The 18,990-nt window shown below is 72.9% G+C and carries 18 protein-coding genes; 10 read left to right on the top strand and 8 right to left on the bottom strand.

Going from position 1 to position 18,990, the window contains the following annotated elements; all coding sequences use genetic code 11:
- Positions 1–116: 116 nt before the first annotated feature.
- Positions 117–884, bottom strand: a complete 768-nt coding sequence (locus ACZ6Z8_RS26175; RefSeq protein WP_465612491.1) for a CDP-alcohol phosphatidyltransferase family protein — start codon at positions 882–884, stop codon at positions 117–119.
- 263 nt (positions 885–1,147) lie between these two features.
- Here ACZ6Z8_RS26175 and ACZ6Z8_RS26170 point away from each other — a divergent pair, with 263 nt between their 5' ends.
- Both ACZ6Z8_RS26170 and ACZ6Z8_RS26165 read left to right on the top strand, forming a co-directional pair.
- A complete protein-coding gene (locus ACZ6Z8_RS26170) occupies positions 1,148–1,714 on the top strand; it encodes an NUDIX hydrolase (RefSeq protein ID WP_465612490.1) in 567 nt (188 codons plus the stop codon).
- Between the two features lie 43 nt (positions 1,715–1,757).
- Positions 1,758–2,447 (top strand): HAD family hydrolase, encoded by a 690-nt coding sequence (locus tag ACZ6Z8_RS26165; protein WP_465612489.1) that lies wholly within the window; start codon positions 1,758–1,760, stop codon positions 2,445–2,447.
- 59 nt (positions 2,448–2,506) lie between these two features.
- Here the strand turns inward: ACZ6Z8_RS26165 and ACZ6Z8_RS26160 are convergent, their stop codons facing one another.
- Positions 2,507–3,199, bottom strand: coding sequence for a YidC/Oxa1 family membrane protein insertase (locus ACZ6Z8_RS26160; protein ID WP_465612488.1), 693 nt, complete (start codon positions 3,197–3,199; stop codon positions 2,507–2,509).
- A 106-nt stretch (positions 3,200–3,305) separates the two neighbouring features.
- The gene (locus tag ACZ6Z8_RS26155) at positions 3,306–3,599 is read right to left on the bottom strand and encodes a DUF6412 domain-containing protein (RefSeq protein ID WP_465612487.1); all 294 of its coding nucleotides are present in this window, start codon (positions 3,597–3,599) and stop codon (positions 3,306–3,308) included.
- A 154-nt stretch (positions 3,600–3,753) separates the two neighbouring features.
- On the opposite strand from ACZ6Z8_RS26155, the gene ACZ6Z8_RS26150 reads away from it, so the two are divergent.
- Positions 3,754–4,038 carry a type II toxin-antitoxin system Phd/YefM family antitoxin gene (locus tag ACZ6Z8_RS26150; protein WP_063349249.1) on the top strand — a complete coding sequence of 95 codons (285 nt, stop codon included), beginning with the start codon at positions 3,754–3,756 and terminating at the stop codon, positions 4,036–4,038.
- Positions 4,031–4,453 (top strand): type II toxin-antitoxin system VapC family toxin, encoded by a 423-nt coding sequence (locus ACZ6Z8_RS26145; RefSeq protein ID WP_033355086.1) that lies wholly within the window; start codon positions 4,031–4,033, stop codon positions 4,451–4,453. The genes ACZ6Z8_RS26150 and ACZ6Z8_RS26145 overlap by 8 nt, the downstream gene beginning before the upstream one ends.
- Positions 4,454–4,474: 21 nt before the next feature.
- Here ACZ6Z8_RS26145 and ACZ6Z8_RS26140 read toward each other — a convergent pair whose 3' ends face one another.
- The gene (locus ACZ6Z8_RS26140; RefSeq protein WP_465612486.1) at positions 4,475–5,563 is read right to left on the bottom strand and encodes a Gfo/Idh/MocA family oxidoreductase; all 1,089 of its coding nucleotides are present in this window, start codon (positions 5,561–5,563) and stop codon (positions 4,475–4,477) included.
- A 284-nt stretch (positions 5,564–5,847) separates the two neighbouring features.
- Between ACZ6Z8_RS26140 and ACZ6Z8_RS26135 the strand changes: the two genes are divergently transcribed.
- The 4 genes from ACZ6Z8_RS26135 (at position 5,848) to ACZ6Z8_RS26120 (ending at position 10,126) form a co-directional block, all read left to right on the top strand.
- Positions 5,848–6,627: an HAD-IIA family hydrolase gene (locus ACZ6Z8_RS26135; RefSeq protein WP_465612485.1), complete on the top strand. Its 780-nt coding sequence runs from the start codon at positions 5,848–5,850 to the stop codon at positions 6,625–6,627.
- 93 nt (positions 6,628–6,720) lie between these two features.
- A complete protein-coding gene (locus ACZ6Z8_RS26130; RefSeq protein ID WP_465612484.1) occupies positions 6,721–7,929 on the top strand; it encodes a low temperature requirement protein A in 1,209 nt (402 codons plus the stop codon).
- Between the two features lie 129 nt (positions 7,930–8,058).
- Positions 8,059–8,736 carry a uracil-DNA glycosylase gene (locus ACZ6Z8_RS26125; RefSeq protein ID WP_465612588.1) on the top strand — a complete coding sequence of 226 codons (678 nt, stop codon included), beginning with the start codon at positions 8,059–8,061 and terminating at the stop codon, positions 8,734–8,736.
- A gap of 358 nt (positions 8,737–9,094) precedes the next feature.
- Entirely contained in the window at positions 9,095–10,126 is a 1,032-nt protein-coding gene (locus tag ACZ6Z8_RS26120) for a glycoside hydrolase family 6 protein (RefSeq protein ID WP_465612483.1), read from the top strand.
- Positions 10,127–10,186: 60 nt separating this feature from the next.
- On the opposite strand, the gene glxA is transcribed toward ACZ6Z8_RS26120, so the two are convergent.
- From glxA to ACZ6Z8_RS26100, 4 genes are all read right to left on the bottom strand, one after another.
- The gene (glxA, locus tag ACZ6Z8_RS26115; protein ID WP_465612482.1) at positions 10,187–12,118 is read right to left on the bottom strand and encodes a radical copper oxidase GlxA; all 1,932 of its coding nucleotides are present in this window, start codon (positions 12,116–12,118) and stop codon (positions 10,187–10,189) included.
- Between the two features lie 35 nt (positions 12,119–12,153).
- Entirely contained in the window at positions 12,154–14,391 is a 2,238-nt protein-coding gene (locus ACZ6Z8_RS26110) for a glycosyltransferase family 2 protein (RefSeq protein WP_465612481.1), read from the bottom strand.
- A gap of 470 nt (positions 14,392–14,861) precedes the next feature.
- Positions 14,862–15,653: a 3-oxoacid CoA-transferase subunit B gene (locus tag ACZ6Z8_RS26105; protein WP_465612480.1), complete on the bottom strand. Its 792-nt coding sequence runs from the start codon at positions 15,651–15,653 to the stop codon at positions 14,862–14,864.
- Between the two features lie 4 nt (positions 15,654–15,657).
- Positions 15,658–16,419, bottom strand: coding sequence for a CoA transferase subunit A (locus tag ACZ6Z8_RS26100; protein WP_465612479.1), 762 nt, complete (start codon positions 16,417–16,419; stop codon positions 15,658–15,660).
- A gap of 410 nt (positions 16,420–16,829) precedes the next feature.
- On the opposite strand from ACZ6Z8_RS26100, the gene ACZ6Z8_RS26095 reads away from it, so the two are divergent.
- Positions 16,830–18,104, top strand: a complete 1,275-nt coding sequence (locus tag ACZ6Z8_RS26095; protein ID WP_465612478.1) for a substrate-binding domain-containing protein — start codon at positions 16,830–16,832, stop codon at positions 18,102–18,104.
- 137 nt (positions 18,105–18,241) lie between these two features.
- Positions 18,242–18,982, top strand: coding sequence for an ABC transporter ATP-binding protein (locus ACZ6Z8_RS26090; protein WP_465612477.1), 741 nt, complete (start codon positions 18,242–18,244; stop codon positions 18,980–18,982).
- Positions 18,983–18,990 lie beyond the last annotated feature (8 nt).

Here is an 18,990-nt window from a genome sequence, read left to right as displayed (position 1 = left end):
GCCCCGCGTCGCGGGCCGGTCGGCGGCGGCCGGGCGTCACCGCGGCCGGACATCACTGTGGTCGGGCGCCACCGCAGCCGCGCGTCACCGTGCCCGGGCGCTACGGCAGCCGGGCGTCACCGCAGCCGGGAGGAGGACAGGATCGACGCCAGGTGCGCCACCACCATCCCCCAGGTGATCACCGTGATCCCGGCGAGCGTCCACCGGGTCGCGTCCAGGTTGTGCAGCCCGGCGTCCACGGCGGCCGCCGCCAGCAGCACCAGCGAGGCCTCGATGCCGTTCGTCACCCGGTGGATCTTGAAGATCGAGGCGAACCGGCGGGCCGTCGCGATGCCCTGGGAACGCGGCTGGGTCGACTCCTCGTCCGCCGGCGGCTGCCCGCTGCGCGCCCGGGCCACGTCCACCAGGTCCGTCGAGGCCTTGAGCAGCACCACACCCAGCGCGGCCGCCAGGCCCGCCGACACCCACAGCTCCGAGCCGCCGCGCGCCGCCCGTACGCCCGCGCCGATCATCAGCGCGGCGTCCGCCAGATAGGCGCCGAGCCGGTCCACGTACACCCCGGCCATGCTGAACTGGCGCTTCCAGCGCGCCACTTCGCCGTCCACGCAGTCGAACAGCAGGAACAGCTGGAACAGCACCGCCGCGAGCACCGCGCCGGTCGGGCCGGGGATCAGCAGGGCCGCGCCGCCGCCGACCCCGCACACCACCATCACCCAGGTCAGGGTGTTCGGCGAGACCGAGGTGCGCACCAGCTGCCGGGTGGTGCGCAGCGAGATCGCCCGCATGTACATCCGACCCGCCCAGTGCTCACCGTTGCGGCTCTGCAGCTTGGCCTGCGGCTGGCACACCTCGCGCAGCTCGGCGAGCGCCGGAGCAGCCACCATGACGACATCCCTCCACCTGTCCCGAAACGATCACCACAGGCTACGGCCTCCGGGAAGGCCCCCTGACCGGCAGGTACGGCCAGGGGCCCGGGAAAACCGGTGGGCCGCCCGCCCGCCCCGGGCTAGGCTTCCCGGGTTCACCGGAACCGGAGCCCCCGGCCCCGATCGCCTGTTCCCGCAAGCCCGTTGGCGTTCCCCGCCGTGACGCGGCCCGGTGGAGACGGCGCGGCACAGCCCGGGGCGGAACGAGGAGAGCACACACCATGGTGACCACGGGCACCGCACCGCAGAGCCCCGACCTGGCCCGGCTCCTGGCCGACCACCGGCCGCAGGGCCCGGTCGAGACGGCCGACCACGCCCGGGCCCGCGCCCTGGCCGACGCCCCCGACGCCTGGGACCGCGGCACCCCGCTGCACTTCACCGCCTCCGCGCTGATCGTGCACCCGCCGACCCGCCGGGTGCTGCTGCGCTGGCACGTCCGCCAGCAGGCCTGGCTGCAGGTCGGCGGCCACGGCGACCCGGGGGAGACCCTGCCGCTGGACATCGCCCTGCGCGAGGGCCTGGAGGAGACCGGCCTGACCGACCTCACCCCCTGGCCCGACGCCGCCCTCGTCCACCTCGCCGTGGTGCCCGTCCCCGCCTCGCCCGTCGAACCCGCCCACGAACACGCCGACCTGCGCTTCCTGCTGGCCACCGGCACGCCCGACGACGCCCGGCCGGAGAACCCCGCCTCCCCGCTGGAGTGGCTCACCGTCGAGGAGGCCAGGCGGCGGACCACCGAGGAGAACCTCCGCGAGACCCTCGACCGCGCCGCCCGCCTGCTCGGCTGAACCACCCCCCGCCCAAGGACCCCGAGGACCCCGAGGACCCCTGATGCACACCGACCAGATCCTGATCTTCGACGCCGACGACACCCTCTGGGAGAACAACGTCCTCTTCGAGCGGGTCATCGACGGCTTCCTGGACTGGGTCGCCGCCCCGGCCGAGCGGGAGGCCACTCGCAGCTTGCTCGACCGGATCGAGGCCGCCAACGCCGCCGCCCTCGGCTACGGCGCCACCGTCTTCCGGCAGAGCCTCGCGGACTGCCTGCGGCAGCTGAACGGCGACCGCACCCCCACCGCGGCCGAGCTGGCCCGGATCGACGAGTTGCTGGCCCCGCTCACCCGGCGGGGTGAGGTCGAGCTGATCACGGGCGTCGCCGACACCCTCACCGCCCTCGCCGACCGCCACCACCTTCTCCTGCTCACCAAGGGCGACCAGGAGGAGCAGCAGGCCAAGGTGACGGCCTCCACCATCGACCACCACTTCCGCGGCATCCACATCGTGGCCGAGAAGTCCGTCGACACCTACCGGGAGCTGACCGCCGAGCTCGGCCTCGACCCGGACCGGACCTGGATGATCGGCAACTCGCCGAAGTCCGACATCGCCCCCGCCCGCCGGGCCGGCCTGCGCACCGTGTTCATCCCGCACGAGCACACCTGGGTGCTGGAGCACGCGGACCTCGGCCCGGACGAGGCGACGCTGCAGCTCACGGCCTTCCCGGAGCTGCTGCGCCACTTCTGAGATCCGGGGCGGGGCCGACGGTTCGCGCCCGGCGGGAATCGTCGGACCCGCCCCGCGCCTCACAGCGCCAGCGCCGCCGCCGGGGCCTGGTGCGTGCCCCGGTACAGCCAGGCCCGCTCGGAGGCCGACCACACGCTCGTGGTCAGCAGGTAGAGCCCGGCGGCCACCGGCACCAGCATCGCGAACAGCACCGAGACGAAGGACAGGTACGGCAGCAGCGCCGCTCCCGGCTGAGGGGTGGTCTGCGCCGCCGCCGCCCGCCGGGCCCGGCGGTAGTTGACGTACCCGACCGCCGCCAGCCCGGCGTACAGCAGGCCGAACACCGCGAACTGCCCGGCGCCGTGCGCGTTCCCGACGTGCAGTCCCAGCGGCACCCCGAACAGGGTGTGGTCCAGCAGGTCGTTCGGCGTGGTGAACAGCCGGTACATCACCGAGAAGAACGGGATCTGGACCAGCATCGGCAGGCAGCCCGCGAACGGCGAGACCTGCTCCTTCCGGTACAGCTCCGCGAGCGCCTCACGTGCCTTCTCCGGGTTGTTCCGGTGCTTCCTGTTCAGCTCGGCGACCTGCGGCGCCAGCTTCGAACGGGCCTTCTCGCCGCGCGCCGCCGCCCGCGCCAGCGGGTGCAGGCACAGCCGTACGGCGAGGACGAACAGGACGATCGCCAGCGCCGCCGGCAGGAGGTGGGCGATGGCGGAGACCACGGCGTGGGCGACGGTGACGGCCGGGTCGAGAACAGACAGAACGGACATGGTGGAGCGAGCCCTCCGGGGTCTCAGGACATGAGTGATCGGCGGAGGACGGCCGCGAAGGACCCACGGCGCTGCGGCCAGGGAGGCCGGTGAGGTGGTGGAGGGGTTACGCGGCCGCCGGGGCCGCTCCCGGTGCCCTGGGGCGTCGCCTGCCCCGGGCGTCCGGATCGCGCTGCGGAAGGAACGCCGTACGGAACGCCCGGCGCCGCAGCACTCCGCTGCGCACCGCCGCCGGGGCCCGTGCCCCCAGCAGCCGCGCCCCGGCCAGGGCGCCCGCGACCGCACCGGCCACCAGGGCCACGGCTGCCACGGCGGCCACGGACGTGAGCGTGCCGCCGTCGGTCACCAGCTGTCCGGTCACCATCCGGAGCAGGCCGAGCAGGAACGCCACGATGCCCACGGCACACGCCCCTCTCGATGTCTCCAGGCTTCCGGTCGTACAGCAGGACGATCGTACGGTGCGTCGGGTTCCCGGCGGAGCGGCCGGAGCGGCCGGGCGGGTGCGCTCACCCCGCCCCGTAGCCACCGGTGCTACGCGGGGCTACCGTGGATCCATGAAGACGATTACCCAGCGGGAGTTCCGGAACAACTCCGCCGCGGTGATGGACGCGGTGGAGGCCGGAGAGACCTTCCACATCACCAGGAACGGGGTCGAGGTCGCGGAGCTGCGGCCGGTGTCCGGGCGCCGGAGGCTCACGGCGGAGGAGCTGGTGGCGCGGCACGTGAAGCTGCCGCGGGTGGACTACCAGCAGATGCGCAAGGAGGCCGAGGAGTACTTCGGCCCCGAGGAACTGGTGGGGGACGAGGGCGACGACCCGTTCGAGCGGCGGCGTGGCTGAGCGCCGGAGAGCACCCCGGCGGCGGCCCGCCGGGGTGCTGGACACCTGCGTCTACATCGACCTGGCACTGCTGAACCCCGCCGACCTGCCCGCCGTGCCGGAGCTGACCGCGATCACCTTCGCCGAACTCCAGCAGGGCGTCTCGATGGCCCGCGACCCGGTCAGCCGGGCGGCCCGGCTGGAGGTGCTGGGCGCGGCGATGGCCGACTTCGACCCGCTGCCCTTCGACGCGGCCGCCGCCGCCCGGTACGGGACCCTCGTCACCCTGACGATCGCCGCCGGACGGCAGCCCCGCCCCCGCCGGATCGACCTGATGATCGCCGCCGTCGCCTCCGCCCACGGGCTTCCGCTGTACACCCGCAACGTGGCGGACTTCCGGGGCCTGGGGTCGGCGGTGGAGGTCATCGGTTTGTGAGCCCCCCGGGCTCGCCGGCCGTCAGTCCAGCCGGACCGCCGTCCCGGTGGCCGCCGAGGTGCGGGCCGCCTCCAGGACGGTGAGGGTGGCCACCGCGTCGCGCGGGTCGACCGGGGGAGGGGTGCCGGGGACGGCCAGGGCGGCGGCGATGCCGGCGTAGTAGGCCGGGTAGTCGCCCGGGTCGGTGGGCAGGGAGATCGCGGACTCGTCGGTGCCCAGGGTGCCGTAGTGCTCGGGCAGGTCGGCGCCCCACGGGTGGCTGCCGTCCGGGCGGTGGCCCGACCGCAGCTCGGCCTCCTGCGGGTCCATGCCGTGCTTGACGTACCCGGCGGTGTCGCCGAGCACCCGCAGCCGGGGGCCGATCAGCGGGGTGATGGCGCTGGTCCACAGGTGCGAGCGGGTGCCGGAGGTGTGGGTCAGGGCGAGGAAGGCGTCGTCGTCCACCACCGCGCCGTCGCGGCGCACGTCGATCTCCGCGTACACCGTCTCGACCGGCCCGAACAGGGTGAGCGCCTGGTCGACCAGGTGGCTGCCCAGGTCGTACAGGGTGCCGCCGACCTCGGCCGGGTCGGCCAGTTCGCGCCAGCCCGGCTTGGGCTTGGGGCGGAAGCGCTCGAAGCGGGACTCGAAGCGGTGCACCCGGCCGAGCGCCCCGCCGCGCACCAGCCGGCTCGCGGTGAGGAAGTCGCCGTCCCAGCGCCGGTTCTGGAACACCGAGAGCAGGAGGCCCCGCTCCTCGGCGAGCCGGCACAGCTCCAGCGCTTCGGCGGCGGTGCCGGCCAGCGGCTTGTCCACGACGGTGGCCAGGCCCGCCCGCAGGGCGGCGCTGGCCAGCGGGGCGTGGGTGCGGTTGGGCGAGGCGATGACGACCAGGTCCAGCGCGTCCGGGTCGGCGAGCAGCTGCTCGGGGCTGTCGACCGCGCGGGCACCGGGGTGCTCCTGCCGCAGCTGCTCGCGGCGCTCCGGGTTGGCGGTGACCACGGCGTCCAGCCGCAGCCCCGGGGTGGTGGCGATGAGCGGGGCGTGGAAGGCGGAGCCGGCCAGGCCGTAGCCGATCAGGCCGACGCGCAGCGGGCGGTCGTGCGGGGCGCGGGGGGTCTGCGGATTCATGCCGCCTACTCAATCACGAGGCGTCCGCTTGCTCCCGGTTTCGGTCGGGCGGCCGCTGTCCGGCGGCTCCACGGCCATTGGCGGGGCGCCGCCGGGCCACCCCCCGGGCCGTTGCCGGGGCGTGGCCGGGTCGTCGCCGGGGCGCCGCCGGATCGTCGGCGGGGCGTCGGCGGGGCGTCGTATCCCGCCCAGCGGGACGTCCTGTCCCCGGTCAGCTGCGCGGATTAGGCTGTGCGGGGTCAGGGCCCCACGCAAGACGCTGCAACACTTCGGGAGACACGCACGTGGCAGACCGCAAGCCCATCGAGTCCTGGCTGACCGACATGGACGGTGTCCTCATCCACGAGGGCACGCCGATCCCCGGCGCGAAGGAGTTCCTGCGCAGGCTGCGGGAGTCCGGCAAGCCCTTCCTCGTCCTCACCAACAACTCCATCTACACCCCGCGCGACCTCAGCGCCCGACTGGCCGGGATGGGCCTGGAGGTGCCCGAGGAGTGCATCTGGACCTCCGCCCTGGCCACCGCCAAGTTCCTGGCGAGCCAGCGGCCGAACGGCACCGCGTACGTGATCGGCGAGGCCGGCCTGACCACCGCGCTGTACCAGGCCGGGTACGTCCTGACCGACAACAACCCGGACTACGTGGTCCTCGGCGAGACCCGCACCTACTCCTTCGAGGCGCTCACCAAGGCGATCCGCCTGATCAACCAGGGCGCCCGGTTCATCTGCACCAACCCGGACGAGACCGGGCCGTCCACCGAGGGCGTGCTGCCGGCCACCGGCTCGGTCGCGGCCCTGATCACCAAGGCCACCGGCGTCGAGCCGTACTTCGTCGGCAAGCCCAACCCGCTGATGATGCGCGAGGCGCTGAACACCGCCGGTGCCCACTCGGAGACCGCCGTGATGATCGGCGACCGGATGGACACCGACATCGTCGCGGGCATGGAGGCAGGCATGGAGACCATCCTGGTGCTCACCGGCCTGACCTCCGCCGCCGACGTGGAGCGCTTCCCGTACCGGCCGACCCGGGTGGCCAAGTCGATCGCGGACCTGGTCGAGCTGGTCTAGCCTCTGCGGTGCAGTCGTGAGCCCCGTTCCGGCCGAGCGCCGGGGCGGGGCTCCTCTCGTGGGTGTGCCGCAGGGCGGGGAGGCAGGGCGCGGATGAGTGCGACGGGGGCAGTCGCGGGCGAAGCGGCAGGGGCGGGGGAGGGCGAAGCGGCAGGGGCGGGGGAGGCGGCGGGCACCGGGGAGAAGCGGGTCACCTGGGCGGAGCTCTACTTCGATCTGGTCTTCGTCTTCGCGATCACCCAGGTCTCCGGGCTGCTCCACCACCAGCACGACCTCACCGGACTGGCCCGGGCGCTGGTGGTGTTCGTGCCGGTCTACTGGTGCTGGGTCGGCACCACCGTGCAGGCCAACATCCGGGACGTGGACAACCTGCGCGACCGCCTCGGCATCCTGCTGGTCGGACTGACCGGCCTGTTCATGGCGCTCGCGATCCCCGGCGCGTACGGCCGCCGGGGCGTGCTGCTCGGCGCCGCGTACTGGCTGGCCCGGGTGGTGCTGCTGCTCCTGCTGGTGCGCGTCCCCGGCGTCTGGCGCGGCCCGTACGGGGCGGGCGTGCTGGTCAGCGGGCCGTTGCTGCTGGTCGGCGGGCTGCTGCCGGACGGGCCCCGGCTGGCGCTGTGGGCGGCGGCCGCGCTCTGCGACCTGTCCGCGCCGCTGGTGTTCCGGCGGCGGCTCGCGAACGTGTCCTACCACCCGTCGCACATGCCCGAACGGTTCGCGCTGTTCCTGCTGGTGGCGATCGGCGAGTCGATCGTCGGGATCGGCGGCTCGGCCGCCGCCGCCCGGCTGGACGTGCCCGAACTGATCGCCGTGGCGGCCGCGTTCACCATCTCGGCCGGCCTGTGGTGGCAGTACTTCGTGTTCGCGGCGGACGCCATGCGGCACGCCGTGGAGGTCGCCGACTCGCGGCGGGACGTGGTCCGCCGGATCTTCCAGTACGGGCACCTGGCGCTGGCCGCCGGGGTGATCGGGGTGGCGGTCGGCTTCGAGGAGACGGTCGCGGACCCGTGGCGGGCGCTCGGCGCCGGATCGGTGGCGTTGCTGTACGGCGGGTGCGGGCTGTACCTGCTGACCTTCGGGTACACCCGCTGGATGATGTTCCGCCGGGTGTCGACGACCCGGATCGCGGCGGCGGCGGTGGTGCTGGGGTTGCTGCCCGCGATGGTGCGGCTGCCGGCGCTGGTGGTGCTGGGGGTGCTGGCGGTCCTGCTGGTGGTGCTCAACGGGGTGGAGTACCAGCGGGTGGTGCGGGCGGAGCGGGCACCCGGTCCTGGTCCTGCCGCGCAGGCTCCCGTGGAATGAGTTGTCGGTGGGGCTGTGTAGCGTTCGGGGTGTAAGAGGGCGGGCGGCGCAGCAGCCGCGGTGTGGGAGGTAGATGTCGTGACGGACACGGTCGAGGCGGGCGTGGTCGAGGCCGGCGCGGGCGGCGGGCTGGAGCTGCCCGAGTCCTGGCGCGAGGTGCTGGGCGCCGAGACGGAGAAGCCGTACTTCGCCGAGCTGGCGGCCTTCGTGGCGGCCGAGCGCGCGCAGCACGAGGTGTTCCCGCCGAGCGGCCAGGAGTTCGCGGCGCTGGAGGCCACCCCGTACGAGAAGGTCCGGGTGCTCGTCCTCGGGCAGGACCCGTACCACGACAACGGCCAGGCCCACGGCATGAGCTTCTCGGTGCTGCCCGGGACGAAGACACCGCCGTCGCTGCGCAACATCTTCAAGGAGCTGAACGCCGACCTGGGCATCCCCGCCCCCGACAACGGCTACCTGATGCACTGGGCCGAGCAGGGCGTGCTGCTGCTCAACGCCGTGCTCACGGTCCGCGCCCACGAGGCCAACTCGCACAAGGCGAAGGGCTGGGAGAAGTTCACCGACGCGGTGATCAAGGCGGTGAGCGCGCGCGAGGAGCCGGTGGTCTTCGTGCTGTGGGGCAACTACGCCAAGAAGAAGCTGCCGCTGATCGACACCGAGAAGCACGTGGTCGTGCAGGGCGCGCACCCGTCGCCGCTGTCCGCCAAGCTGTTCTTCGGCAGCCGCCCGTTCTCGCAGATCAACACGGCGCTGGACGACTTCGGCGGCGAGCCGATCGACTGGCGGGTGCCGGACCTGAAGCAGGGCTGACGCCGGTCCGGCGCCGGGCCGGAGGGGGAGCCGGTCCGGAAGGGGAGCCGGTCCGGAAGGGGAGCCGGGCCGAAGGGGGAGCCGGGCCGGGGTTCGGCCTCGGGGCCTGAGGTGGCCGTGGGCGGACGGGGTCGGATTCCCGTTCGCCCACAGCCACTTGTCGTTCACCGATGGCTGCCGTCGGGCGCGGGCGGGTGTGCTTAGCTGGTGCCGACCGGTCCCCGGACCGGTCCTGGGGCGGGGGCGGCTTCGGGCTTCGGAGGGGCGGTACGTGCGCGGCGTGGGGCGGGCAGGAACGTTTCGGAGCGTCGGGGCTTTCCGAGGGGCCGCGCTGGTCGCTGCGGCGGTGGTGCTGGCGGTGTCCGGCTGCAGCGGCTCGGACGGTTCGGGTCGCGCCGGGGGAACGGGCGGTGGCGGCCCGAGCGGTGCCGGTTCGAGCGGTGGCGGGACGAGTGCCGGTACCACCCCTGCGGGCAGCCAGCCGGTCGGCCCGGTGGTCCTCGACCAGCTCCCCGGGCAGGCCTTCTACGTCTCCGACCGGACCAATGCCGCCCAGCAGGTCGGCGTGCTGCGCAGCCAGGGCCGGTCGGCCGAGGCGGACACCCTGTTGCGGATCGCCGCCCAGCCGTCCTCCCAGTGGCTCGGCGAGCAGGGCGCCCGGGAGATCGCCGACCAGGTGAGCCGACGGGCCACCGAGGCGGGCCGGACGGCGGTCTTCGTCGCGTACGACATCCCGCACCGTGACTGCGGCCAGTACTCGGCCGGCGGCGCCCCGGACGCCGCCTCCTACCGTTCCTGGATCACCGGCGTCGCCGAGGCCCTCGGCGACCGCAAGGCCTGGGTGGTGCTGGAGCCGGACGCCGTCGCCCACACCCTGGACGGCTGCGGGGTCAAGGGCGACCTGGCGGCCGAGCGGTACGGCCTGCTGGCCTTCGCCGTGCAGGAGTTGAAGAGGCGTCCGAACGTCCGGGTCTACCTGGACGCGGGCAACCCCGGCTGGGCCCAGAACCCGGACGGCCTGGCCGCCGCGCTGCGCAGGTCGGGCATCGCCGCGGCCGACGGATTCGCGGTGAACGTCGCCAACTTCTACCCGACCGACCGGAACGTCGAGTACGGCAACCGGCTCTCCGCCGCCCTGGGCGGGAAGCACTTCGTCATCGACACCAGCCGCAGCGGCAACGGCTCGGCGGGCGCGGACTCCTGGTGCAACCCGCCGGGCCGGGCGCTCGGCGAGGCGCCGACCACCGAGACGGGGCGGCCCGGGGTCGACGCCTACCTGTGGATCAAGAATCCGGGGGAGTCGGACGGCCAGTGCGGCCGTGGCGAGCCCCCGGCGGGCCAGTTCTGGCTGCCGTACGCGCTCGGGCTGGTGCAGGCGGCGGCACACTGAGCCGCGGTGTCGTGTGCGGTGGCGTTGTGAGCGGTGTCGGCGCCCTGAGCGGTCGCGGGCTCAACCGGTGACCTGGACCCAGCGGGCGACCGACGGGGTGCCGGCGGCGTCCGTCAGGAACAGCATGTACCAGCCGGGCGGCAGCAGGTCGGGGTTGCCCGGGAGGGTGAGCGAGACGCCGTCGGCGGTGCGCCCGGTGACGTCCAGGGCGACCGAGCGCTGCTCGACATCGGTCACATGGGTCACCGAGCTCGGCCGGATCAGCTTGGCGGTGGTCACCGTGTCCGGCCGGGCGGTGCCGACCCGCAGGGTGGCGCCCAGCTTCGCCGACTGCGGCGCGGCGGTCACCTCCGGGCGGTCGCCGTGGTACAGGTACGGCGGGGTGTAGATCTCGATGCGCTGCTCGAAGCCGCCGGGCTGGGTCTCGGCCTTGTCGGCGAACAGCGGGTTCGAACCGAGCACGGCGACCCGGCCGTCCGGCAGCAGCAGCGCCTCCGAATGGTAGTCGCGGCCGACGGCGGGCTCGGCGGCGGTGCTGAAGGTGTTGGAATCCGGGTGGTACACCTGCGCCTTGAGCAGGTCGCTGTCGCCCCGGCCGCGGTACCCGCTGGAGCCGCCGGTGGTGAACACGGTGTCGTCCGGGAGGATCACGCTGTTGAGGTAGCGGGTGCCGCCGGCCGGCAGGTCCGGGCCCGGGGTGAAGGCGGGTTCGGGGGCGGACAGGTCGACGATGTCGGTGCGGGCCGTGGAGAGCGGGGACTCGCCTACCCCACCGCCGCCGAGCACCATGACCCGCTGCGCCTGCGCGGGCGGCAGCAGCACCGAGGAGGAGGTTTCGGTCAGGCCAGGATCGCGCAGTCCGGGGACGGGCCGGAAGGAGTTGTTGGACAGGTCCCAGACGCCGGGCTCGCGGCCCTTGTCGGCGGGGCCGTAGCCCGCGTTGGAACCGGAGTAGAAGAGCTTGCCGGTGGCCGTCAGGAAGATCGACGGGTAGGTCGGGAAGTAGCGGTCGGGGGCCTTGGCCCAGGTCTTCGACCTGGGGTCGTAGACCTCGTTGTCGTTGCCGTCGAGGATCTGCCCGGTGTCGTCCAGCCCGGAGACGGTGACCACCCGGCCGTCGCCCAGCCCGGTCAGGGTCGGGTACCAGCGGGCGTGCGCCATGTCGGTGACCTGCTCGTAGAGCTCGGTGTCCGGGTTGAACTCGAAGGCGGAGCGGATGCCCTGGTAGTCCTGCTTGTCCAGGGTCAGCTTCTGGCTCTGCCCGTACAGGTTGTGGGCGTCGGCGCCGGTCAGGCCCTTGATCCGGTACTGCGCGGAGGAGTTGGACACGTAGTCCCGGCCCTCGCCGAGCGCCTCGACGAACACGTGTTGCTCGCCGGCGGTGACCACGGTCTGCTTCCCGGCGCCGGTCTTGGTCGCGGCGGGCACGGTCACCTCGACGGTGCTGGCGTACTCGCGGCCGTTGGGGGCGACGAAGACGGTGCCCTTGGGGAAGGTGCGGGCGCGCTCCGGGCTCTCGTTGCGCACCCGCATCACGCCGGCCGCCTTCCTCACCGCGCCGTCCAGCTTCTCGTACCGCTGGGTGCCGCCGGCCACCAGCACCCGGCCGTCCGGGAGGGAGGTGTGGCCGCCGCAGAACATGTCGGCCGGGGTGGGTATCAGCTTGTAGGTGTTCTTCGCCGGGTCCCAGAGCAGGCTCTTGAAGGTGCCCGCGTTGAACTGCTTCTCGTCGTTGCCGGAACCGGCGACGATCAGGACCTTGCCGGTGCGCAGCAGGGTCGCGTGGACGGCGTTGACCCGGAACTCGGCGGGCAGCGTCAGGGTCTGCCAGTGGCCGTACTGCGCCTTGTACTCGGGGCGGTTGATCACGTACTGGTGGTACCGGGCGCCGGCGAAGCCGAGCACGGCCGGGGCGTTCATCCCGGCGACGGTCAGCGCGACGGTGCTGCCGAGGGCGAGGCGCCTGGCGCGGCCGACCTTGTGGATCTTCACGGTGGTGCTCCCCTCGGGAGGCGGGCGGGAGTGGCTCAGGGCGTGGGCGTGCCGCTCCCGGCGTGGTCGGGCGGGGCGGGTGTCAGGCGGAGCTGGAGGGTGGGACTGTCGTCGAACGTGGGGGTGTCCGGTGCGGGGGTGCCGGGTGCGGGGGCGTCGGCGGTGGGGGTGCCGGGTGCGTGGGTGCTGAGCGCTGGGGCGTCGCTGTTCGTCGTGGTGCCGGTGCCAACTCCGGTGCTGGCACCGGAGTTGGCGCTGGTGCCGGTTGTGGGTGCGGGGCGGGCGTGGCGCGGGCGGCGCTTCTCCAGGACGACGCTCGGGGTGGCCGACGGGCCGCCGGTCACGGTGAGGGTGGCGGTGGGCCGGGCGCGGAGGCGGCGGACGGCGTCGCCGGCCGAGATCAGCAGCGGTAGCACGGTCAGGGCCAGGGCGATGCAGGCCCAGGTGCGCATCGCGACGTGGTCGTAGCCGGTGTGGAAGGACGCGGCGACGGCGCCGCCGAACACCAGCGCCCAGAACAGGTGGTAGCGGAAGGTGCCGATCCGGTCCGTGCTGGCGGAGCGGCCCTTGGGCGTCACCACGAAGCGGCTGCGCGCCCGGAACAGCGCCTGGAGCAGCGAGGCCGCGTAGACCGGGCCGCAGATCGCCGACATCACCATGCCCGCGACCCCGGACGAGCCGGCCGGTTCGTGCGGGCTCACGTTGTGCTTGCGGTTCCAGGTGTAGAGCAGGAGTTGGAGCGCGGCCGCGTCGCTGTAGAGCATCATCCAGATCTCCGAGGAGACGTGCACGCCGGAGGCGCCGAAGCCCAGGTAGAGCACACTGGACAGGCCGCCGAGCAGCCAGGTGAGCGCCGCCATCGGATAGAAGCCCACCATCAGCGAGTAGTTGAGCAGGCGGCCGGGCGACAGCCGCCAGAGCACCCGCCAGTACTGGGTGAACAGGGTCTCGTAGGTGCCGCGGCTCCAGCGCAGTTGCTGGGAGAAGAAGTCGGTCCAGGAGGACGGGCCTTCGCCCACCGCGAGCACGTCCGGGGTGTACACGGACTTCCAGCGTTCTCCGGTCTCCGGGTTCCGGCTCCGGTGGAACTCCAGACCGGTGGCCATGTCCTCGGTGATGGAGTCGTACAACCCGCCGATCGACTGCAGGGCGCGGATTCTGACGGCGTTGTTGGTCCCGACGAACATCGGTGCCCCGTAACGGTTTCCGGCGCGTTGGATGAGGGCGTGGAAGAGGTACTGCTGGCTCTCGGAGAATTTGGTGACGGCCGATCCGGAGCTGCGGTAGTTCCCGTACACCTGGGGGCCGACCACGAATGCCACGTCCGGATCGCGGAAGTAGCCGAGCATGCGCTCGCAGAAGTCGGGCAGCGGGGCGTGGTCGGTGTCGACGGACACCCAGAAGTCGTAGTCGTCGCCGTGGGCCTGGAGCCAGGCGTTGTAGTTGCCGTGCTTGGTCCCGGCGCGGAACCGTCCCTTCGGCCGGTTCCAGTGCGGGCGGCCGGAGCGGCTGAAGTGGCGGACTCCCAGCTCGGTGCACAGGGCCCGCATTGCAGGATCGTTTCCCTCGTCCAACAGCCAGACGTCGTACGGGCCCTCGTGGCGAACGGCACGGGCCGCCACCAGCGTGGCCCGGACCATCTCCGGCGGCTCCTTGCCCGGCACACAGGTGGTGAGGAACGCGACCCGGGTGCCGCGTTCCGGCGTCACCGGTATCGGATCGCGGGCCACCAGGGTGGCATGGGTGTTGGAGACGACGTTGACCAGCCGGAACACCTCGACCAGCGCGATGATCCCGATCATCACCTTGTCGCCGAGCAGCACCAGGACGTCGGCCTCGTCGGGGCGCTCCGGCCAGTGCTCCGGTAACAGCAGCCAGACCAGCAGGATCACCTCCACCAGCGGGGCGGCCACCAGCAGCAGGGCGGCCCGGATCCGGTGCGGCTCGTGGCGCAGCAGGCTGCGGTACTGGACGCGGTACGGCGCGGCCGGCTCCCTGGCCGGGGCCGCGGCCGGGTCCCTGGCAGGGGCCGGATCCGTGGCAGTGGCAGTGGCAGTGGCAGTGGCCGAGGCAGTGCTTGGTCGATGGAGGACGTAGACACCGCCGCCAAGGTCGCGGTCCTCGTCCGGATCGACCGCCGGGCCGGCCAGGCGGCTGAAGTGGCCGTAGTCGTACGGGGCTTCGGGCACCGGCTCGTCGCGAAGCACCGCCTCGTGGCCCTGGCTCCGGTGATCCGGTGCGGCGTCCCTTCGGCGCGAGGACGGCTTGGTCATGGCGTGCTCCCCCCGGAGTGTTGCGTGGTGCTGTGCTCGGCGTTGCCCGCCTCGCTCCGGAGCCGCCCGGACGGGACACGGCCCGGGCAGAACACTGCCCGGGCCAGAAAGACGGCCCGGTCCAGAAACGGCCCGGTGAACTGCGGTTCGTCCCGCAGTTTCCGGGCTGTCCGACACGCACTCCGGTGCCGGGAATCCGCTGAGCGGAGCCCGGCACGTGGAGTGTGTGCGACCGGTTCAGTTGTGGGCCTGCGCGGCGGCTTCGAATGCGGGATCCCGGTGCACTGTCCAGCTTCCCCTCCGGATGCGGTGGGATCCATGGCTTGCTCAACTCTCCCGGAGCGTAACGCCGATGGCAACAGCTCCGCGCCACGATCACCGCTCAAGCGTGAAGATGGCACCGTTTCCGCCACCATGGCTCGTGATGGTGCTAATGCGGCGGAATTCCGGGAACGGGCTGCGGCGGACGGTCAGAGCGGTGGCAGGAGGGTGGCTTCCGTGGCCGCCCGCACCTCGGCGGGACTGACGCCCGGGGCCGTCTCCACCAGGCGCAGCCCCTCCGGGGTCACGTCGACGACGGCAAGGTCGGTGACGATCCGGTCCACGACCCGCCTGCCGGTGGCGGGGAGCGAGAGCTCCCGGACGATCTTCGGCGAGCCGTCCCGGGCGGTGTGTTCCATGACCACGATCAGCCGCCGGGCGCCGTGCACCAGGTCCATCGCGCCGCCCATGCCCTTGACCATCCGGCCGGGGATCATCCAGTTCGCGAGGTCCCCGGAGGCGGAGACCTGCATCGCACCGAGCACCGAGACGTCGATCCGACCGGACCGGACCATGCCGAAGGAGAAGGCGGAGTCGAAGTACGACGCCCCGGGCTCGACCGTCACCGTCTCCTTGCCCGCGTTGATCAGGTCGGGGTGCTCGGTGCCCTCCACGGGGTACGCACCCACGCCGAGGATGCCGTTCTCCGAGTGCAGCACCACCTGGACGCCCGGCGGGAGGTGGTTGGGGATCAGGGTGGGCAGGCCGATGCCCAGGTTCACGTACTGCCCGTCGGACAACTCCCGGGCGGCGCGGGCGGCCAGGGCGTTGCGGGGGCCGAGCGGGGCGGGGGTGTTCGTTCGGGGTGCGGCGCTCGTTCGGGGTGGGGCGCTCGTTCGGGGTGGGGCGCTCGTCCGGGCGGGAACCGGGGTGCCGGCGGAGCTACCGGAGACGGTGCCGGCGACGGTGCCTGCGAGGGTGGTGTCGCTGGGGGCGGGCATCGGTTCAGACCTCCTGGAGGGCGGGGCGGACGGTCCGGCGCTCGATGCGGCGGTCCTCGGGGTCGGCGGCCACGACCCGGTCGACGTACACCCCGGGCAGGTGCACCGCGTCCGGGGGCAGCTCGCCCGGTTCGACGATCCGGTCCGCCTCCACCACGGTGACCCGGCCCGCCGCCGCGCAGAGCGGGTTGAAGTTCCGCGCGGCCGCGTGGAACACGCAGTTGCCGTGCCGGTCCGCCATCTCCGCCCGGACCAGCGCGAAATCCGCAGTGATCGCCTCCTCCAGCAGGTACCGGCGCCCGCCGAACTCCCTCACTTCCTTGGGCGGTGAGGCCAGCGCCACCGAACCGTCCGCCGCGTAGCGCCAGGGCAGCCCGCCCTCCTCGACCTGGGTGCCGACCCCGGCCGGGGTGAAGAACGCCGGGATGCCGGCACCGCCGGCCCGCAGCCGCTCGGCCAGCGTGCCCTGCGGGGTCAGCTCCACCTCCAGTTCCCCGGTGAGGTACTGCCGGGCGAACTCCTTGTTCTCGCCGACGTACGAGGAGGTCATCCGGGCGATCCGGCCCGCCCGCAGCAACAGGCCGAGCCCCCAGCCGTCCACCCCGCAGTTGTTGGACACCACGCGCAGGCCGGTGGTGCCGGCGGTCACCAGGGCATCGATCAGGGTGCTCGGGATGCCGCAGAGACCGAAGCCACCGACGGCCAGCACCGCGCCGTCGGGGATGTCGCCGACGGCGGCGGCGGGGGAGTCGAGGACCTTGTCCAAGGGATCACCTCATGGGGATGTGGGAGGGAGAGGAGAGGGCGCGGGGCGCTGTAGCCCCGCTGCGGCGGGCTGCAGCGGGGCCGCTCGCAGCGGGCCGGTCGAAGCGGGGTTGGCCGAAGCGGGCCGGCGGTCGGGGGCAGTACCCGCCGGGAGCCGTACCCCGGGCACCGCACCCTTTCCACCGTCGCCGGACGCCCGGCACCGCAGCCATGGCGGTCACCGCCATGGGTGGACGCCGGCCCGTGTCGGCGGGCCACATCCGGACGTCCGGAGCGCGGCGTCGGGCGGGCGGTATGTCGACCGGAGCCACATCGCGGCGGGCTGCTACGTCGACCGGGCACATGTCGTCGGTCCCACCGCACACCTACGGTTCCGGCATCCACCCCGCCGCACCCTCAGGAGTCGGTCACATGCGCAGCACCACAGTCCCCAGCAGGACCGCCTCCGGCGCCCGCCCGGGCGAGGCCCTGACCGGCGGCCCGGCCCGGAAGCTCGCCGCAGTCGCCGCGTGCGTCCTGCTCGCCGCAGGCTGCGCCAAGGCCGGCACCGCCGGCACCGCCTCGGCGGGCGGTGGTGGTGCGAAGGCCCCGGTCAAGGTGGGCTTGGTCTACTCCAAGACCGGTCCGCTCGCCGCCTACGGAAAGCAGTACCTGGACGGCTTCAAGGCCGGTCTGAACTACGCGACGAAGGGCACCGGCGAGGTCGACGGGCACAAGATCGAGTTCGAGGAGCAGGACGACGCGGGCGACCCGGCGAAGGCGGTGTCCGCCGCCAAGGACCTGATCGGCAAGGGCTACAAGGTCCTGGCGGGTTCCACCGCCTCCGGTGTCGCCCTCCAGGTCGGCCCGATCGCCTCCCAGAACAAGGTGCTCTTCATCAGCGGTCCGGCCGCCGCCGACAAGGTCACCGGCTTGAACAAGTACACCTTCCGTTCCGGCCGCCAGTCCTACCAGGACATCAGGACGGCGGCCTCGTTCATCGGTGACGCCAAGGGCAAGAAGGTCACCGTGCTCGCTCAGGACAACGCCTTCGGGCAGGCCAACGTGGCCGCCGTGAAGGCCGTACTCGGCGCCCAGGGCGCGGTGGTGGAGCAGGTGCTCGCCCCGCCGAGCGCCACCGACCTCACCCCCTTCGCGACCCAGGCCAAGAGCGCCAAACCCGACCTGCTGTTCGTCGCCTGGGCCGGCGACTCCGCGCCGGCCCTGTGGACGGCGCTCAGCCAGCAGGACGTCTTCACCGACACCAAGGTCGTCACCGGCCTTGACCTGGCCGCTTCCTATCCGTTGTTCGGTCCGGCCGGCGAGAAGATCTCCTTCCTGAACCACTACTTCGACGGCGCCGCCGGCACCCCGGTGGAGAAGGCCATGACCGAGGCCGTCACGGCCGGGGGCGGCAAGCCCGACATCTTCACCCCGGACGGCTTCACCGCCGCCCAGATGATCGTGCACGCCGTCGAGGCCAACCACGGCTCCGCCGACGACACTTCTGCCCTGGCCAAGGCGCTGGAGGGCTGGAGCTTCGACGGGGTCAAGGGCCGGACCACGGTCCGCGCCGAGGACCACGCCCTCCTCCAGCCGATGTTCCAGGTCCGGCTGACCGGTACCGGGGCCGCCGCCAAACCCTCGGTGGAGAAGACCCTGACCGCCGACGAGGTGGCGCCCCCGGTCACCCCGATGGCGGGCTGATCCCGATGCCCGCTCCCGCCGCCTCCACGCCTCCGGCTTCCACTCCCCAAGGCGCCGCTTCTCCAGGCTCTGCCCGACACTCGTCCGTGGCGCGTTTCTCCTCTCCGCGTCCCAGTCCTCCGCCTTCCTCCACTCCGGTGCTGCGACTGGACGGCCTCGGCTGGTCCGTCCGCGGCGTGCCGATCGTCGAGGACGTCTCCTTCTCGGTCGGCGAAGGCGAGTTCATCGCCTTCATCGGGCCCAACGGGGCCGGCAAGACCTCCCTCTTCAATCTGATCTCCGGCATCTGTCCGGCGACCCACGGCAGCCTTCACCTCGACGGCAGGGACATCACCACCGAGGCCGTGCACGCCCGGGCGCGCCGTGGGCTCGGCCGCACCTTCCAGACCTCCTCCCTCTGGCCGGGGATGACCGTCGCCGACCACGTGCGGCTGGCCGCCCAGGCGGCAGCCGGACCAGGAGCTTCGTACCGCCTCTGGCGCCGCGCCGACCGCTACTCGGAGCAGGTGGTCGACACCCTGTACCGCACCGAACTCGCCCACCGCGCGGACACCATGGCCGGAGCGCTCTCCCACGGTGAGAAGCGCAAACTGGAGCTCGCCGTCCTGCTCGTCTCCGATCCGAGGCTGATCCTGCTGGACGAGCCGATGGCCGGCGTCAGTGCGGAAGAGGTGCCGGCACTGACCGAACTGATCCGTTCCGTGCACCGCGAGCTCGGCCGGACCGTCCTGATGGTCGAGCACCACATGGACGTCCTGCTCGACCTGGCCGACCGCCTGGCGGTGATGCACCACGGCACCCTGCTCGCCCTGGACACCCCAGAAGCCGTGATGGCCGACCCGACCGTGCACCAGGCCTACCTGGGTGAGGCGTTGTGACCCCCTCT

Source organism: Kitasatospora sp. NPDC101108 (assembly GCF_055584725.1).
The sequence above is the reverse complement of the archived record's forward strand: the minus strand, read 5'-3'. Positions and strand labels throughout refer to the sequence as shown.

Coding starts and splice junctions, on each gene's coding strand:
- ACZ6Z8_RS26170 (WP_465612490.1), top strand. CDS start 1,148: ATGGTGACCACGGGCACCGCACCGCAGAGCCCCGACCTGGCCCGGCTC.
- ACZ6Z8_RS26175 (WP_465612491.1), bottom strand. CDS start 884: ATGGTGGCTGCTCCGGCGCTCGCCGAGCTGCGCGAGGTGTGCCAGCCG.
- ACZ6Z8_RS26150 (WP_063349249.1), top strand. CDS start 3,754: ATGAAGACGATTACCCAGCGGGAGTTCCGGAACAACTCCGCCGCGGTG.
- ACZ6Z8_RS26165 (WP_465612489.1), top strand. CDS start 1,758: ATGCACACCGACCAGATCCTGATCTTCGACGCCGACGACACCCTCTGG.
- ACZ6Z8_RS26130 (WP_465612484.1), top strand. CDS start 6,721: ATGAGTGCGACGGGGGCAGTCGCGGGCGAAGCGGCAGGGGCGGGGGAG.
- ACZ6Z8_RS26160 (WP_465612488.1), bottom strand. CDS start 3,199: ATGTCCGTTCTGTCTGTTCTCGACCCGGCCGTCACCGTCGCCCACGCC.
- ACZ6Z8_RS26140 (WP_465612486.1), bottom strand. CDS start 5,563: ATGAATCCGCAGACCCCCCGCGCCCCGCACGACCGCCCGCTGCGCGTC.
- ACZ6Z8_RS26105 (WP_465612480.1), bottom strand. CDS start 15,653: ATGCCCGCCCCCAGCGACACCACCCTCGCAGGCACCGTCGCCGGCACC.
- ACZ6Z8_RS26095 (WP_465612478.1), top strand. CDS start 16,830: ATGCGCAGCACCACAGTCCCCAGCAGGACCGCCTCCGGCGCCCGCCCG.
- ACZ6Z8_RS26110 (WP_465612481.1), bottom strand. CDS start 14,391: ATGACCAAGCCGTCCTCGCGCCGAAGGGACGCCGCACCGGATCACCGG.